The organism is Pseudomonas moraviensis subsp. stanleyae, assembly GCF_036283065.1.
GTDB lineage: Bacteria > Pseudomonadota > Gammaproteobacteria > Pseudomonadales > Pseudomonadaceae > Aquipseudomonas > Aquipseudomonas stanleyae.
Genome location: NZ_JAADJI010000002.1, coordinates 390,622 through 407,006 on the forward strand (window position 1 = coordinate 390,622; position 16,385 = coordinate 407,006).

A 16,385-nucleotide genomic window follows, 5' to 3' on the forward strand; every position below is an offset into this window, starting at 1 on the left:
CCCGCATTTGGCCGAACCGCCGCCCCATGGCCTTGTTATAGTTCGGGCCTTGTTTCCCAGCCCGGTAAAGGATCACTGCCATGACTCAATACTCCGCTTTCAGCGTCGAACTGGCCGACAACATCGCGCACGTGCAGATCAATCGCCCGGAAAAGATCAACGCGATGAACGCGGCGTTCTGGAGCGAAATCGTCGAGATTTTCCAATGGATCGACGACACCGACGAAGTTCGCGTGGTGGTGCTCAGCGGCAACGGCAAGCACTTTTCCTCCGGCATCGACCTGATGATGCTCGCCGGCGTCGCCAATGAACTGGGCAAGGATGTAGGCCGCAATGCGCGTCTGCTGCGGCGCAAGATCCTCAACCTGCAAGCCTCTTTCAACGCCGTCGACAACTGCCGCAAACCGGTACTGGCGGCCATTCAGGGTTACTGCCTGGGTGGGGCGATCGATCTGATTGCCGCTTGCGACATGCGTTACGCCGCTGAGGACGCGCAGTTCTCGATCAAGGAAATCGATATCGGCATGGCCGCTGACGTCGGCACGTTGCAACGGTTGCCGCGGATCATCGGAGACGGCATGCTGCGTGAACTGGCTTACACCGGTCGCACCTTTGGCGCCGAGGAAGCGCGCAGCATGGGCCTGGTCAATCGGGTCTACAGCGACAAGGACACACTGCTCGAAGGCGTGTTCGAGATTGCTCGGGACATCGCTGCCAAGTCGCCGATTGCCGTGACCGGCACCAAGGAAATGATCAGCTACATGCGCGACCATCGCATTGACGACGGTCTCGAATACGTTGCCACCTGGAACGCCGCCATGCTGCAATCCACCGATCTGCGCGTGGCCATGGCCGCCCATATGAGCAAACAGAAACCCGAATTTCTGGATTGAGTTAACCATGATCTCTCGCTGGACCACTGCAGTAATCGACACCGATCAACCCGGCGGCTGGGCCGTGGCACGTAGCCCGGAAGGCTTTCTGTTCGATGACAACGGCGCACTGTTCCCGCGCGAATGGCTCAAGCGCCAGGACCTTTCGGTTCTCGCCGAGCATGGCATTGGTCATCTCGACGGCGAGCCGGTCTATCTGCTCGAGTTGCGCAGTGTCAGCGAAGTGCCCGGTTGCGGCTGGAAAGGCTTGCGAGCGTTCATGCTCGAGGGCGATCACACCCTGTACAAGGTGCTCGGTTATGCCGCGCAGATCGGCACTTGGGCGCGCGAGCATCGCTTCTGCGGTAACTGCGGCCAGCCGATGACGCAGGTGCCGCGCGAGCGGGCGATGTATTGCCAGCCGTGCGATCTGCGCAGCTACCCGCGCATCTCACCAAGCATGATCGTGCTGATCACCCGTGGCGACGAAATCCTGCTGGCGCGCTCGCCGCGCTTCGTCACCGGGGTCTACAGCACGCTGGCGGGTTTCGCCGAGCCGGGGGAGTCGGCCGAGGATTGCCTGATTCGTGAAGTGCGCGAGGAGGTGCAGATCGAAGTGAAGAACATCCAGTACATCGGCAGCCAGTGCTGGCCGTTCCCGCATTCGATGATGCTCGGTTTCCATGCCGAGTACGCCGGTGGCGAGATTGTCTGTCAGGAAGACGAGATCGAGGACGCCCAGTGGTTCAACGTGCACGAGCTGCCGCCGTTGCCGGCGTCGCGCTCGATTGCCCGTTACCTGATCGACGTCTATGTGGCGCGGCGCTTAGGCCACGCTGAACCAGTGCTGCCAGGCTAGGCGCACGGTCAGGCCAAGCACCACGGTGATGAACACTGGACGAATGAACTTGGCGCCGCCGCTGATCGCGGTGCGCGCGCCAAAGAAGGCTCCGACCATCACCGACAGGCCCATGCACAGACCAATAATCCAGTCGACCTGACCGGAGAAAATGAACACCGACAACGCCGCGATGTTGCTGACGAAGTTCATGCTGCGCGCCACACCGCTGGCCTTGACCAGATCGATCGGGTACAGCAACAGACTGCTGACTGTCCAGAACGCACCCGTACCGGGGCCGGCCACACCATCGTAGAAGCCGAGGCTGAAGCCTTGGGTCGATTGCCATTTCTTTTTGATCGGTGCGTCGCTGTCCAATGGCGCTTTCGGCGTGCCGCCAAACAACAGATACACCCCACATGCGAAGACGATCACCGGCAGCATCTTGTTCAGCCACTCGGCGGGCAAGTAATGCGCAACCACCGCACCGGTGAGCGCGCCGACCAGCGTGCCGACAATCGCGTGGGTCCACTGGCGTGGGTGAAACAGCTTGCGCTTGTAGAAGGTGAAACTGGCGGTCGCCGAACCGAAGGTCGAACTCAGCTTGTTGGTGCCCAGCACCAGATGCGGCGGCAGGCCCGCCGTCAGCAGCGCCGGCGTGGTCAACAGACCGCCACCGCCCGCGATGGCATCAATGAAACCGGCAAGAAAGGCAACGGCGGCCAGAATGGCCAGGGTGGTGAGGTCAACGCTGAGTTCGAAAGGCATGGAGTCGGCTTATTCGGCAAGGCGCAGAACGTGAGCTGCGGGGAGGGCGGTCATGTTACCTGTATCCAACTGTTGCGGCGAGTCGTAGGGCCTATTCGCGAGCAGGCTCGCATCCCACAGATGCGGTGCCGTACTCAAAATCAATATTCACCGCAAAACCATTGTAGGAGTGAGCCTGCTCGCGATGGCGGTTTGTCAGACGTGAAGAGGTCACAGCCATGCCGCTATCGCGAGCAGGCTCACTCCTACATTGAATCAGGGTAGGCTTTAGAGGCCAAGTTCACTCAGCCCCGGATGATCATCCGGCCGGCGCCCCAGCGGCCAGTGGAATTTGCGTTCGCTTTCCTTGATCGGCATGTCGTTGATGCAGGCGTAGCGCTGGAACATCAGGCCGTTGTCATCGAACTCCCAGTTCTCATTGCCGTAAGAGCGGAACCAGTTGCCGGAATCGTCGTGCCATTCATAGGCGTAACGCACAGCGATGCGCGTATCAGAGTAGGCCCAGAGCTCTTTGATCAAACGATAATCCAGTTCCTTCGCCCACTTGCGGGTGAGGAATGCCTTGGCCTCTTCGCGGTTGTTGGCGAACTCGGCGCGATTGCGCCATTTGGTATCGAGGGTGTAAGCGAGCGAAACCTTTTCCGGATCGCGGGTGTTCCAGCCATCTTCGGCAAGGCGCACTTTTTCGATGGCTGAAGCGTGGTTGAACGGCGGCAATGGCGGACGTACCTGGGCTGCAGTCGACATGTTCAATCTCCTGATTCATTAAATGTATGAACAACAAGTCCGGCTTGTTAAGAGTTACAGGCCCAATAACTTTCGCGCCATGCATTGCGCATTATCGGCGGCACTGTGATCACCCATCACAAGCGCTACGGTAATGGCGCCTTCAATCAGAACCAGCAACTGTCTGGCCAGCAGTTGCGGATCCTCGGCGCCATATTCGGTACACAGCTCGCACACGTAGTCGAGCAGCTTCTGTTTGTGTTCTTTGGCCACCAGCCGCACCGGATCCTGTGGATCGCCGGTTTCGCCGCTGGTGTTGATAAAGGCGCAGCCGCGAAAGCCTTCCGAGTCGAACCAGCCCTTGAGCACGGTAAACAGGTTGAGCAGGCGATCGGCCGGGGTTTCTGCCTGGTCGACAGCGCTTGTGTACCAGTGCATCCAGCGGATATCGCGTCGTTGCAGGGCCGCCACCACCAGCGCGTCCTTGTCGGCAAAGTAACGGTAGATGCTTTTTCTGGAGACGCCGGCGGTCTTCACCAGAAGATCCATGCTGGTGGCAGCAATGCCACTTTTGTAGATCAACTTTTCGGTGACATCCAGAATGATATCGCGTGTGTCGTTGCTGGTTGGTTCGTTCATGCGGCGAACAGTAGAACGGTTGTTCTCCTTGGTCAAGTCAATATTCTTTTTGTCCGTACAATCGCTTTCGCGAGCAGGCTCGCTCCCACAGGGGACTGCATTGCAAAGGTGGGAGCGAGCCTGCTCGCGAGGGCGCCATTACTGACACTGACAAGACCCGGCGCAGACGATGGTGTAAGCTCTCAAACTCTTCGGAATCGAACCTTGCGAGCCTTATGCCGTTGCTTTTCAAACGTTCTCTGCTGCCCAAACTGCGCAGCTTCGCGCTGACCGCCGAGGCGGTGAGCATTCTGTCCAGTGCTGCCGAATTCCGACGCTGCCTGCTCGAGCAAATCGCCGCAGCAACCCAGCGCATCTACATCGTCGCGCTGTATTTGCAGCAGGACGAAGCCGGCCAGGAAATTCTTGATGCCTTGCACGCCGCCAAACTCAAGCGTCCCGAGCTGGAGATCGCCGTGGTGGTCGACTGGTTGCGTGCCCAGCGCGGCCTGATCGGCGCAGGCAAGCAGCCGGGTAACGCTGCCTGGTATCAGGACATGACCCGCACGCGTCAGAGCGAAGTGCCGATCTACGGCGTGCCGGTGCAGACCCGCGAGCTGTTCGGCGTGTTGCATCTCAAAGGCTTCGTCATCGACGACAATGTGGTCTACAGCGGCGCCAGCCTGAACAACGTTTACCTGCACAAACTCGACAAATATCGCTTCGACCGTTACCACGTGCTGCACAGTCGTGAGTTGGCGGACTCGATGCATCACCTGGTCAAGCATGGCCTGATCGAATCGAAAGCCGTGCATCGCCTCGACCTACCGAATCTGCCGAGCACACGCAGCCTGCGCAACGACATCGGCGACCTGCGCAGCCGCCTCAAATACGCGACCTATGACACCGGCGCCGGTAGCACCAGCAGAGAAGGGCTGTCCGTCACGCCGCTGCTCGGCGTGGGCAAGAACAACCCGCTGAACCGGGCGATCCTCGAATTGATCGCAAGCGCGCAAAAGCAGCTGACCATCTGCACACCGTACTTCAACCTGCCACTGGGCGTGATCCGTGAAATCAACCGTGCGCTTGCCCGGGGCGTGAAGATCGATATCGTGGTCGGCGACAAGACCGCCAACGATTTCTACATTCCGCCGAGCGAGCCGTTCAAGGTGATTGCCGCGCTGCCGTATCTGTACGAGATCAGCCTGCGCCGCTTCGCCAAACGCCATCAGCACAGCATCGACAGCGGCCAGTTGAACCTGCACCTGTGGCGCGACGGCGACAACACTTATCACCTCAAGGGCATGTGGATCGATCAGCGTTACACCTTGCTGACCGGCAACAACCTCAATCCGCGGGCGTTCCGTCTGGATCTGGAAAACGCGCTGCTGATCGACGATCCGAAGGGCGAGTGGCTGGAGCCACGGGCGATAGAGCTGGAAAACATCTTCCGCCATACCACGCGGATCGACAGCTTCCAGACCCTGGAGACACTGCCGGATTACCCGGCAGGGGTGGCGAAGTTTCTCAAGCGGGTGAGTCGGGTGAGGATTGAGCGGTTGCTCTATCGGATTCTCTAGGGTTTGGTATTTGTAGTGTGGCGAAAACCGCTATCGCGAGCAGGCTCACTCCTACAGGGGAACGCATTCCAATTGTAGGAGTGAGCCTGCTCGCGATAGGGCCCTGACAGGCGCTGAAGATTCAGTTCAGACCCAACTTCCCGCGCATCATCGACAAATCCTCAGCCAATGTATTCACCGGGCCCACCAGCGCCTTGCGGTCGTTGTCCTTGACCTTGTCATAGGTTTCAAAGCCGCCATCCGCCGTTTTGTATTTGGCGAGAATCCGCTCGACCGTGGCGAAGTTCTTGTCGACTTTCGCTACAAACGCCTTGTCCTGCTGTTCGATCTGCGGGCGGAACAGGTCGACGATCTTCTTCGCGCCGTCGATATTGCCCTGGAAGTCGTACAGGTCAGTGTGGCTGTAGCGGTCTTCCTCGCCGGAAATCTTCGTCGCCGCGACTTCTTCCAGTAGCGCAGCAGCGCCGCCGACGACTTTCTCCGGCGGGAAGGTCAGGCCGGCTACGCGGGTTTGCAGGTCCTGCACGTCCTTGTTCAAACCGTCGGCCAGTGCATCCAGACCCTGCGTTGATTTCTCCGCGAACAGCGAGTATTCGATCCGGTGGAAACCGGTGAAATCTTCAGCCTTCACGCCTTTCTCGTGATCATCGACGCGCGAATCGATGGACGCATCGAGGTCGCTGAACAGTTCTGCAATCGGCTCGATCGATTCGTAATAAACCCGCGTCGGCGCGTAGAGCTTCTGCGCGGTGGCCAGATCGCCTTTCTTCACCGCGTCGGTGAACTGCCGGGTGTGGCTGGCCAGCTCATCGAGTTTCTCGGTGACGTAAATCTTGTAGTCCGACACCGGCCCCACAAGATCCAGCGGCGCGGTCGCGGCGAACGCCGACAGCGGGGTGTTGAGCAAACCAAGGGTCAGCAATAACGCGAGTGGCGTCTTTTTCATGGGGCGGCTCCAGTGTCGGTTGGGTGTCATGCGGTTTTGTTTTGGGAGGCGGCAGCCAGCAACGAGCGACCGATGAAATCGTCGTCGCCGGTAACGCCGGGCAGGGTGAAGAAGTAACCGCCGCCGACCGGTTTGAGGTATTCCTCGAGCGGTTCGCCGTTGAGGCGGGTCTGCACGGTGATAAAGCCTTGTTCCAGATCGGCCTGATAGCAGATGAACAGCAGGCCCATGTCGAGCTGGCCGTTCTTGTTGACGCCGTTGGAGTAGTTGAATGGCCGGCGCAGGATCAGGTTGGCCTGGGTCGCGGCGGTGCGCGGGTTGGCCAGACGAATATGCGCGTCGAGTTTGGTCAGCTTGCCGGCCGGGTCTTTGCTGTAATCCGGGACTTCGCTTTCACTGTGGCCACCGATGGGCGCGCCGCTGCTCTTGACCCGGCCGAGAATGTTTTCCTGCTCCTGCAAGGGCGTGCGATCCCAGCGCTCGACGAAGTTGCGGATGATGCGCACCGCCTGATAACTGCCGTGGGCGGCCCAGGCCGGTTCGTCGCTGCCCGGCTGCACCCAGACGATGCGCTCCATGGCTTTGGCGTCGTTGGAATCGGGGTTGGCCGAGCCGTCGCGAAAACCCAGAAAGTTGCGCGCCGACTGCGCCGGCACTCCGGGTTTGGCCGGGGCTTGCGGCGGTACGCTGCCTTCCTGTTTCCAGCGCACCAGCAAGAGATCGGGCAGATTCTTGACGATGTCGCGCAGGGCGTGAATGTTGGTGTCGGCAGTGTTGGCGCAGAACTGCAGGCTCAGGTCACCATGGCAGCAGTCTGCGTCCAGCGCATCATTGGGGAAACCGACCATGCGTTGCAGGCGCTTGGGTTTGGCCGCTGCCAGACCGAAGCGCTCGTCGAACAGCGAATCACCGACGGACACGGTGATGGTCAGGTTGTCCGGGGTGACCACCGGACCGAGGATGCCGGAATCCGGCGGCGGCAGTTTCGGGTCGATCTGCGCAACCGGGCCGCCCTTCATCAAAAACGCGATGCGTTCGTTGAGAGTGCGGAACAGCCGCTCGAGATCTTCGCGATCGGTTGCCAGCACATCGAACGCCACCAGCATGCCCGAGGCCGGGCGCGGGGTGACGATGCCGGTCTGGTGCACGCCGTGGAAATCGTGGCGGTCTTCGGTCTTGTCGCTGCTCGGCGCTTCGGTGACTTTCGCAGGCAGCGCGGCCATGGCCGGGCAGCTCAGGGCTGATCCGGCAAGGGCGACGCCGGCGGCGCCCATGCCCATCAGCACGCGGCGCCGTTGCAGGTTGAGAGGTTCTGAATCGTTCATCGGGTCGTCTTCTGCTTACAGGCCGGAAAGGCCGAGGGCGGGGTCGATGCCATCCAGTGCCGTGGCCAGAGCCTTGGCGTTGGCGGCGATCTGCTGGCGTTGCGCGACGGTCACGGCGTCGTAACTGACGTAGCCGTCGGCGGATTTGAACGCGTTGAGCTGACTGTCGAAGTCGCCCAGCGCCTGGTCAATTTTCGCCAACACGTCTGCCGCAGATTTGCTCAGCATCGGCCGCAACAGGTCGACGACCTTGCGCGCGGTTTGTGCGTTGGCGGCGAAACCGTTGAGATCGCTGTGGCTGTAGCGTTCTTCTTCACCGCTGGCAGCGCGCACTTCGGCAAGGCTGTTGAGGTTGCGCACGACGATGCTCACCAGTTGCTCCGGCGGCAGCGACTGCGCGAGCAACTGTTGTTTGAGCGTGGTGACGTCAGCGAGCAAGCGCTGGGCAATCGGTGCAACGTCGTCGAGTTTGCGCTGCTGGAACAGCGCGTATTCGAGGCGATGGAAACCGACAAAGGCCGGATCCTGCTCGCGCTTTTCGAAATAATCGGCGCGGGCATTGATGTGGTTGTCCAGCTCGGCCAGACGCTGCGCCGCCGGCGCCAGACGCTGATAAGCCGCGCGCGCTGGCAGGTACAGCGCTTGCGCCTGATCCAGGTCGCCGCTGACGATCGCCTGATCCAGTGCTGTCACGGCTTTGATCAGGGCACTGCCCTGAACGGCCAGATACACGCGAAATTCCGACAACGGCCCGACGAAAGCCACCATCGACGGCTTGGCCTTGGCGGCGGCATCCGAGGCTGCCGTCGGCGTCACGTGCAAGGTGCCGCGCGGGTTGCTGAGCAAGCCGCAGGTGATCGCATAGTCGCCCGGCTGCAGGTTGGCGTTGATCACTTGGCTCAGGCCCGGCGCGATGTTTTCCCGTTCTTCGACCACCAGCACGCCGTCGAGAATTTCCCACTCGACCGCACGCTCGGAGCGGTTGACGATGCGAAAACTGGCGCGGCCGGCGGGCACCGTCAGGGCATTTGGCTCGCAACTGTGCGGATGGATGTTGACGACGATTTCGTCGTGGTTGTGCTGACGCTTGGCGGCGGCCATGTTCGAGGCGTACCAGAACAGCCCGCCGGCGCCGATCATCAGCAGCACCGAGCCGGCCAGCGCCCAACGCAGGGCCGGAGGGGTTTGGGTAGTAGACATGAGGGGCCTTATTGGCTGGATACGGAAGTCGTTGACGGCGCCTGGCGCGGCGCGGGCATGAAGAACATCACCAGCGCCAGCAGCAGATAAATCAGATACGCACCCAGGGTGCTGACGGTCGGCGCATCCTGGTAACCGAACATGCCGGCCAGCACCGAGCCCAGCGGGCCGTCCATCGGCATCGTCGCGCTGAAGTCGAACAGCACCGTTTGCAGGTGATTCCACAGCCCGGCTTCATGCAGCGCTTGCACCGAATTGGCGAGGATCCCGGCAGCGACCACGAGGATGAACAATCCTGTCCACTTGAAGAATGCCGACAGATTCAGGCGCATGCTGCCGCTGTAGATCAGGAATCCGACAATTACCGCCAGAATCAGGCCGAGCAGGGCGCCAATCGGCGCGCCCGGGCCTTCGCTCTGCTGGAACACGGCTAGCAGGAAGAACACCGTTTCCAGACCTTCGCGTGCAACGGCGAAAAACACCATGGCGATCAGTGCAATCACCTGATGCTTCGACGCCGTCAGGGCCTGGTCCAGCGAGGCTTGCAGCGAATGCTTGATCGACCGCGCGACCTTGCGCATCCAGAACACCATCGAACTGAGAATGCCCACCGCGACCAGACCGACGACGCCTTCGAACAGCTCCTGCTGCTTTTGCGGGAACTCGGCACTGACCAGTTCCAGCCCGCCACCGACCAGCAGGGCGAGGGCGGCAGCGAGGAACACGCCGATCCACACCGCCGGCATCCATTGACCGCGGCCGGTCTGCTGCAGATAACTGGCAATGATGCCGACGATGAGCGCGGCTTCGATGCCTTCGCGCAACATGATCAAAAAGGGAACGAGCATTGGCTAGCCACAGCGATTTAGATAGGAGGCTAAGTTGTAACATAATGACACTCATTCCCAAATGGCATTCATTGACATTTAGCTGAACCTCAGCTGAACAACTGTGATTCCTGTGGGAGCGAGCCTGCTCGCGAATGCGGTGTGCCTGTGACATTTCTTTATCTGACACACCGCGTTCGCGAGCAGGCTCGCTCCCACATTGGTCCTGCGGTGAAATCAGGAGCTGGGTTAAGATGCCCTCCACCAAAAAACAACAAGGTTCACCTCGCTCCATGGCGGAAAAAGACACCATTGCCATTCAACTGGTGCGCGAAGCACTGCTGCAAAGTTGTGCTCCGGGCGCAGCCACGGATGAGGCCTTGAGCAAGGTCGGCATCGATCCGGCTCTGCTGTTGGCCGACGAGGGCAGGGTGCCGGCCTCGCAATACGCCAGGCTCTGGCGCCTGCTGGCCAGACGCGGTGATGACGAGTTCTTCGGCATGGACCCGCGCCAGCTCAAGTCCGGCAGCCTGGCGTTTCTGTGTCGCAGCGCCATGGCGCAACCGACGCTGGCGGCGGCGCTGGATACTGGTCTCACCTTCCTTTCGCTGATGCTCGAAAAACTGCCGGCGCAGCTGGTTCATCAGCAGAGCCTCGCCGAAATCGTCCTGCTCGAAGACGATGCCGAACCGCGCCGTGCTTTCACCTATTTCACTTACTGGATGATCGTGCACGGCGTGGCGTGCTGGCTGGCCGGGCGGCGGATTCCGATTCTGGCGATTGAACTGCGTTGCGCCGAACCGGATTTTACCGACGACTATCGGGTGATGTTTTCGGAAAACCTGCGTTTCGAACGTCCGCGCACGCGAATGATTTTTTCCGCCGATTGCCTCGACCTGCCGATCAAGCGCAGCGCCGAAGAGCTGAAGCGTTTCCTTGCCCAGGCGCCGGCGAACATTCTGGTCAAGTACCGCGACCCGGACAGCCTAGCGAGCCGGATCAAGCAGGATCTGCGGCAACTGCCCGCCGAGCACTGGCCGGAAACCGAAGCGCTGGCACAGCAACTGTGCATGTCCGCCTCGACCCTGCGCCGCCGCCTGGCCGAGGAAGGGCAGACCTGGCAGGGGCTCAAGGACAGCGTGCGCAAGGAGCTGGCAATCACTTGGCTGGCAGAGCCTTCGATCAGTTTTGTCGAGATTGCTGCGCGGCTTGGCTTTGCCGATGTCAGCTCGTTCTATAAAGCATTCCGCAAATGGTTCGGTTCGAATCCGGGGCATTACCGCACGCTGATCCTCAATGAGGTTGTCTGACCCGACGCCTTCGCGAGCAGGCTCGCTCCCACACTTTGAATGCGTTCCCCCGTAGGAGCTGCCGAAGGCTGCGATCTTTTGATCTTGATCTGGATGGTGAAAATCAAGATCAAGATCAAGATCAACAGATCGCAGACTCGTTGCACTCGTCAGCTCCTACAAGGGATGCGGCCCCAACCTCTTGGCCAAACCAGTCAGCCACTTTGATGGCTTTGACCATTGCCCCAAGCCCCTCCCGGCGCGACTATCCCTGTGTTGTTTACGGTTCCCAGCCTAATAAAAACACCGAGGGATTCTGGCAATGCGCGATTACTTGTCTGCCACCGAACAGTTCGATTATCAGCACACCGTCGACGCGTCGCTCAGCGGCTCGCTGGCGGCGCTCAATGCCTGCGTCGAGTGCTGCGACCGCCACGCCTTGCCCGGTCGCATTGCCTTGTTCTGGGAAGGTCGCGATGGCTCAAGTGCGACTTACACCTTCACTGATCTGCAAGACAAAGCCGCGCGTTTCGCCAATTTCCTCCTCGCCCAAGGCGTGCAGAAGGGTGACAAGGTCGCCGGGCTGCTGCCGCGTAATGTCGAATTATTGGTCACTGTTCTCGCCACCTGGCGCATCGGCGCGGTGTATCAGCCGCTGTTTACCGCATTTGGCCCGAAAGCCCTCGAACATCGCCTGAACAGCTCCGGGGCAAAAGTCGTGGTGACCGATGCGGTCAACCGGCCGAAGCTAAGCGAAGTCAGTGCATGCCCGACCATCGTCACGGTTGGCGGCGTGAAAGGTCAGGGTATTGTCCGTGGCGATTTCAGTTTCTGGGCCGAGCTGAGCAACTATTCAAATGTCTGCGAACCGCTGTTGTTGGCCGGCGAAGACCCGTTCCTGTTGATGTTCACCTCGGGCACCACGGGTCCGGCGAAAGCGCTGTCGGTGCCGCTCAAAGCGATGGTCGCGTTCCAGAGCTACACCCGCGATGCGGTGGACCTGCGTCCTGAAGATGCGTTCTGGAACGTCGCCGATCCGGGCTGGGCCTATGGCATTTATTTCGGCGTGACCGGGCCTTTGGCGCTGGGTCATCCGATCACTTTCTACGATGGCCCGTTCACCCTCGAAAGCACCTGCCGGGTAATCAATAAATACGGCATTACCAATCTCACCGGCTCGCCCACTGCCTATCGGCTGCTGATTGCCGGGGGAGAGGAGTTCGCCAGATCGATCAAGGGCAAGCTGCGCATCGTCAGCAGCGCCGGTGAGCCGCTGAACCCGGAAGTGATCCGCTGGTTCGCCGACAACCTCGACGTGGTCATCCACGACCACTACGGCCAGACCGAACTGGGCATGGTGCTGTGCAACCACCACGGCCTCGAGCACCCCGTCCATGTCGGCGCTGCCGGTTTCGCCTCGCCGGGCCATCGCATCGTCGTGCTCGATGAGCAGTTCAACGAACTCGGCGTCGGCCAGCCCGGCATTCTCGCCATCGACCGGCCGCAGTCGCCGATGTGCTGGTTCGGCGGCTACGAAGGCGCGCCGACCAAAGCCTTCGTCGGCAACTACTACTTGAGCGGCGACACCGTCGAATGGAACCCCGACGGCAGCATCAGCTTCGTCGGCCGCAGCGACGACGTGATCACCACCTCGGGCTACCGCGTCGGCCCGTTCGATGTGGAAAGTGCGCTGATCGAACACCCGGCCGTGGTCGAAGCGGCGGTCGTCGGCAAACCCGATCCGGAACGCACCGAACTGGTCAAAGCCTTCGTCGTGCTGAGTGCGCAGTACCGCGCCGCGCCGGAGTTGGCCGAAGAACTGCGGCAACACGTGCGCAAGCGTCTGGCCGCGCATTCGTACCCGCGTGAAATCGAATTTGTCAGCGAATTGCCCAAGACCCCGAGTGGCAAATTGCAGCGCTTTATCTTGCGCAACCAGGAAATCGCCAAGGCTCAAGAGGCCGCGGCGCACAACGTTTCAGCTTGAATCCAAGGAAACACCGTCATGCAGATCGAGAACAAGGTTTTTATCGTCACCGGCGGCGCCTCCGGCCTCGGTGCCGCCAGCGCTGAATTGCTGGTCAGTGCCGGCGCCAAAGTCATGCTGGTCGACATGAACGCCGAAGCCGTCGCCGCGCAGGCCCAGCGCCTCGGTGCGCAAAGCGTGGTCGCCGACATCAGCAACGAAGCCGCTGCCGAAGCGGCTGTGCAGGCGACCGTCGCCGCATTTGGCAGCCTCAACGGCCTGATCAACTGCGCGGGCATCGTTCGCGGCGAGAAGATTCTCGGCAAGAACGGCCCGCACGCCCTCAGCAGTTTTGCCCAAGTGATCAACGTCAACCTGATCGGCAGTTTCAACATGCTGCGCCTGGCTGCTGCGGCGATTGCCGAGAGCGAAGCCAATGCTGACGGCGAGCGCGGAGTGATCATCAACACCGCCTCGGTCGCCGCATTCGACGGGCAGATTGGCCAGGCGGCGTACTCGGCCTCCAAAGGCGCGATCGCCAGCCTGACCTTGCCCGCCGCCCGCGAACTGGCGCGCTTCGGCATCCGCGTGATGACCATCGCCCCGGGCATCTTCGAAACGCCGATGATGGCCGGCATGACCCCGGAAGTGCGCGACTCGCTGGCCGCCGGCGTGCCGTTCCCGCCGCGCTTGGGCAAGCCCGCCGAATACGCCGCGCTGGTGCGTCACATCATTGAAAACAGCATGCTCAACGGCGAGGTGATCCGTCTCGACGGCGCCTTGCGCATGGCCGCCAAGTAAAGGGGATTTGTCATGAGTATTTCCAACGATCCGATTGTTATCGTCAGCGCCGTCCGCACGCCAATGGGCGGCTTTCAAGGCGAATTGAAAAGCCTCACCGCACCGCAGCTCGGCGCGGCGGCGATCAAGGCGGCGGTCGAACGCGCCGGTGTTGCCAGCGACACGGTTGATGAAGTGCTGTTTGGTTGCGTACTGCCCGCCGGCCTCGGCCAGGCGCCGGCACGTCAGGCTGCGCTGGGCGCCGGGCTGGATAAATCGACCCGCTGCACCACGGTCAACAAGATGTGTGGCTCGGGCATGCAGACCACGATCATGGCCCACGACATGCTGCTCGCCGGCAGTGCCGATGTGGTGATTGCCGGTGGTATGGAAAGCATGTCCAACTCCCCATACCTGCTCGATCGCGCCCGCGCCGGCTATCGCATGGGCCATGGCCGCGTGCTCGATTCAATGTTCCTCGACGGCCTCGAAGACGCCTATGACAAGGGCCGCTTGATGGGCACTTTCGCCGAGGATTGCGCCGAGACCAACGGCTTCAGTCGCGAAGCGCAGGATGCTTTTGCCATCGCCTCGACTACCCGCGCGCAACAGGCGATCAAGGACGGCAGTTTCCACGACGAAATCGTCCCGCTGACCGTCACCGTCGGCAAAGAGCAGGTGGTGATCAGTAACGATGAACAGCCGCCAAAAGCCAAACTCGACAAGGTCGCCTCGCTGAAACCGGCGTTCCGCGAAGGCGGCACGGTAACGGCGGCCAACTCCAGTTCGATTTCCGACGGGGCGGCGGCGCTGGTGCTGATGCGCCAGTCACACGCGCAGCAACTGGGCCTCAAGCCGCTGGCGGTGATTCACAGTCACGCTGCGTTCGCCGACGCTCCGGGGCTGTTTCCCACCGCACCGATTGGCGCGATCAAGAAACTGCTGAAGAAGACCGGTTGGGCGCTGGATCAGGTGGATCTGTTTGAAGTCAACGAAGCGTTCGCGGTGGTCGGCATGGCGGCGATGACGCACCTGGAGATTCCGCACGACAAGCTCAACGTGCATGGCGGCGCCTGCGCGCTGGGCCACCCGATCGGCGCCTCGGGGGCGCGGATTCTGGTGACGCTGCTGGCGGCATTGCGACAGAAACAGCTCAAGCGCGGAATCGCAGCGATTTGCATCGGTGGCGGCGAAGCCACGGCCATGGCGGTGGAATGCCTCTACTGACCCACCCAAATCCCCTGTAGGAGCTGACGAGTGCAACGAGGCTGCGATCTTTTGATCTTGTTTTCAAGATCAAGATCAAGATCAAGATCAAAAGATCGCAGCCTTCGGCAGCTCCTACAGGAGGAAGCGATGTGACTCGAACCGAATGCCTCTACTGACCCACCCAAATCTCCTGTAGGAGCTGACGAGTGCAACGAGGCTGCGATCTTTTGATCTTGTTTTCAAGATCAAGATCAAGATCGACAGATCGCAGCCTCGTTGCACTCGACAGCTCCTACATTCAAGGAATCACCATGATCCCCAACGAAGACCAAACCCAGATCCGCGACATGGCCCGGCAGTTTGCCGAGGAGCGGCTCAAGCCGTTCGCTGCCGAGTGGGATCGCGAGCATCGTTTCCCCAAGGAAGCCATCACCGAGATGGCTGAGCTTGGCTTTTTCGGCATGCTCGTGCCGGAGCAATGGGGCGGTTGTGACACCGGCTATCTGGCCTACGCCATGGCTCTGGAAGAAATCGCCGCTGGCGACGGTGCCTGCTCGACAATCATGAGCGTGCACAACTCGGTCGGCTGCGTGCCGATTCTCAAGTTCGGCAATGACGACCAGCGCGAGCGTTTCCTCAAACCGCTGGCCAGCGGCGCCATGCTCGGTGCCTTTGCATTGACCGAACCGCAGGCCGGTTCCGACGCCAGCAGCCTGAAGACCCGCGCGCGGCTGGAAGGCGATCACTATGTGCTCAACGGCTGCAAACAGTTCATCACCTCCGGACAGAACGCCGGCGTCGTGATCGTGTTTGCCGTGACCGACCCGAGCGCCGGCAAACGCGGCATCAGCGCGTTTATCGTGCCGACCGACTCGCCGGGCTACAAGGTCGCGCGGGTCGAAGACAAACTCGGCCAGCACGCGTCCGACACCTGCCAGATTCTTTTTGAAGATGTGAAAGTGCCGGTGGCCAATCGGCTGGGCGAGGAGGGCGAGGGCTACAAGATCGCCCTGGCCAACCTCGAAGGCGGCCGCGTCGGTATCGCCTCGCAAGCCGTCGGCATGGCTCGCGCCGCGTTCGAAGCTGCCCGTGACTATGCCCGCGAGCGTGACACTTTCGGTAAACCGATCATCGAGCATCAGGCCGTGGCATTCCGCCTGGCGGACATGGCCACGCAAATTGCCGTCGCCCGGCAAATGGTGCATTACGCAGCGGCCTTGCGTGACAGCGGCCAACCGGCGCTGGTCGAGGCGTCGATGGCCAAGCTGTTCGCCTCGGAAATGGCCGAGAAGGTCTGCTCCATGGCCTTGCAAACCCTCGGCGGTTACGGTTACCTCAACGACTTCCCGCTGGAACGCATCTACCGCGACGTGCGCGTCTGCCAGATCTACGAAGGCACCAGCGACATTCAGCGCATGGTTATTTCGCGCAATCTCTGACA

Annotated in this window: 15 protein-coding genes; 8 read left to right on the forward strand and 7 right to left on the reverse strand. The window is 61.0% G+C overall.

Going from position 1 to position 16,385, the window contains the following annotated elements:
* The first annotated feature begins 80 nt into the window (after positions 1 to 80).
* Together GXB78_RS04205 and nudC are read left to right on the forward strand one after the other, a co-directional pair.
* Positions 81 to 893: a crotonase/enoyl-CoA hydratase family protein gene (locus GXB78_RS04205; RefSeq protein WP_083352769.1), complete on the forward strand. Its 813-nt coding sequence runs from the start codon at positions 81 to 83 to the stop codon at positions 891 to 893.
* 7 nt (positions 894 to 900) lie between these two features.
* Complete coding sequence (gene nudC, locus GXB78_RS04210) at positions 901 to 1,731, forward strand: NAD(+) diphosphatase (RefSeq protein WP_329514431.1); 831 nt, start codon at positions 901 to 903, stop codon at positions 1,729 to 1,731.
* Here nudC and GXB78_RS04215 read toward each other — a convergent pair.
* The 3 genes from GXB78_RS04215 to GXB78_RS04225 form a co-directional block, all read right to left on the reverse strand.
* Positions 1,699 to 2,478, reverse strand: coding sequence for a TSUP family transporter (locus GXB78_RS04215; protein ID WP_101160301.1), 780 nt, complete (start codon positions 2,476 to 2,478; stop codon positions 1,699 to 1,701). The two genes, nudC and GXB78_RS04215, sit on opposite strands and share 33 nt — an antisense overlap.
* 267 nt (positions 2,479 to 2,745) lie before the next feature.
* A complete protein-coding gene (locus GXB78_RS04220) occupies positions 2,746 to 3,225 on the reverse strand; it encodes a nuclear transport factor 2 family protein (protein ID WP_041480390.1) in 480 nt (159 codons plus the stop codon).
* Between the two features lie 54 nt (positions 3,226 to 3,279).
* Positions 3,280 to 3,843: a TetR/AcrR family transcriptional regulator gene (locus GXB78_RS04225; RefSeq protein ID WP_329514432.1), complete on the reverse strand. Its 564-nt coding sequence runs from the start codon at positions 3,841 to 3,843 to the stop codon at positions 3,280 to 3,282.
* A 215-nt stretch (positions 3,844 to 4,058) separates the two neighbouring features.
* Here GXB78_RS04225 and pssA point away from each other — a divergent pair, with 215 nt between their 5' ends.
* Entirely contained in the window at positions 4,059 to 5,402 is a 1,344-nt protein-coding gene (gene pssA, locus GXB78_RS04230) for a CDP-diacylglycerol--serine O-phosphatidyltransferase (RefSeq protein WP_329514433.1), read from the forward strand.
* Positions 5,403 to 5,523: 121 nt separating this feature from the next.
* Here pssA and efeO (GXB78_RS04235) read toward each other — a convergent pair whose 3' ends face one another.
* From efeO (GXB78_RS04235) to efeU, 4 genes are read right to left on the reverse strand one after another with little or no spacing between them, the layout of a single operon-like run.
* Entirely contained in the window at positions 5,524 to 6,348 is an 825-nt protein-coding gene (gene efeO / locus GXB78_RS04235) for an iron uptake system protein EfeO (protein WP_329514434.1), read from the reverse strand.
* A 26-nt stretch (positions 6,349 to 6,374) separates the two neighbouring features.
* Positions 6,375 to 7,673 carry an iron uptake transporter deferrochelatase/peroxidase subunit gene (efeB, locus tag GXB78_RS04240; RefSeq protein ID WP_329514435.1) on the reverse strand — a complete coding sequence of 433 codons (1,299 nt, stop codon included), beginning with the start codon at positions 7,671 to 7,673 and terminating at the stop codon, positions 6,375 to 6,377.
* A 15-nt stretch (positions 7,674 to 7,688) separates the two neighbouring features.
* Positions 7,689 to 8,873, reverse strand: coding sequence for an iron uptake system protein EfeO (gene efeO / locus GXB78_RS04245; protein ID WP_329514436.1), 1,185 nt, complete (start codon positions 8,871 to 8,873; stop codon positions 7,689 to 7,691).
* A gap of 8 nt (positions 8,874 to 8,881) precedes the next feature.
* A complete protein-coding gene (efeU, locus tag GXB78_RS04250; RefSeq protein WP_329514437.1) occupies positions 8,882 to 9,721 on the reverse strand; it encodes an iron uptake transporter permease EfeU in 840 nt (279 codons plus the stop codon).
* A gap of 272 nt (positions 9,722 to 9,993) precedes the next feature.
* On the opposite strand from efeU, the gene GXB78_RS04255 reads away from it, so the two are divergent.
* From GXB78_RS04255 to GXB78_RS04275, 5 genes are all read left to right on the forward strand, one after another.
* Complete coding sequence (locus GXB78_RS04255; RefSeq protein WP_329514438.1) at positions 9,994 to 11,010, forward strand: AraC family transcriptional regulator; 1,017 nt, start codon at positions 9,994 to 9,996, stop codon at positions 11,008 to 11,010.
* 301 nt (positions 11,011 to 11,311) lie between these two features.
* The gene (locus GXB78_RS04260) at positions 11,312 to 12,976 is read left to right on the forward strand and encodes an AMP-binding protein (RefSeq protein WP_329514439.1); all 1,665 of its coding nucleotides are present in this window, start codon (positions 11,312 to 11,314) and stop codon (positions 12,974 to 12,976) included.
* An 18-nt stretch (positions 12,977 to 12,994) separates the two neighbouring features.
* Positions 12,995 to 13,756 carry an SDR family NAD(P)-dependent oxidoreductase gene (locus GXB78_RS04265; RefSeq protein WP_041480381.1) on the forward strand — a complete coding sequence of 254 codons (762 nt, stop codon included), beginning with the start codon at positions 12,995 to 12,997 and terminating at the stop codon, positions 13,754 to 13,756.
* 12 nt (positions 13,757 to 13,768) lie between these two features.
* Positions 13,769 to 14,962 carry an acetyl-CoA C-acyltransferase gene (locus tag GXB78_RS04270; RefSeq protein WP_329514440.1) on the forward strand — a complete coding sequence of 398 codons (1,194 nt, stop codon included), beginning with the start codon at positions 13,769 to 13,771 and terminating at the stop codon, positions 14,960 to 14,962.
* 293 nt (positions 14,963 to 15,255) lie between these two features.
* Positions 15,256 to 16,383, forward strand: a complete 1,128-nt coding sequence (locus GXB78_RS04275; protein WP_329514441.1) for an acyl-CoA dehydrogenase — start codon at positions 15,256 to 15,258, stop codon at positions 16,381 to 16,383.
* Positions 16,384 to 16,385: the final 2 nt, after the last annotated feature.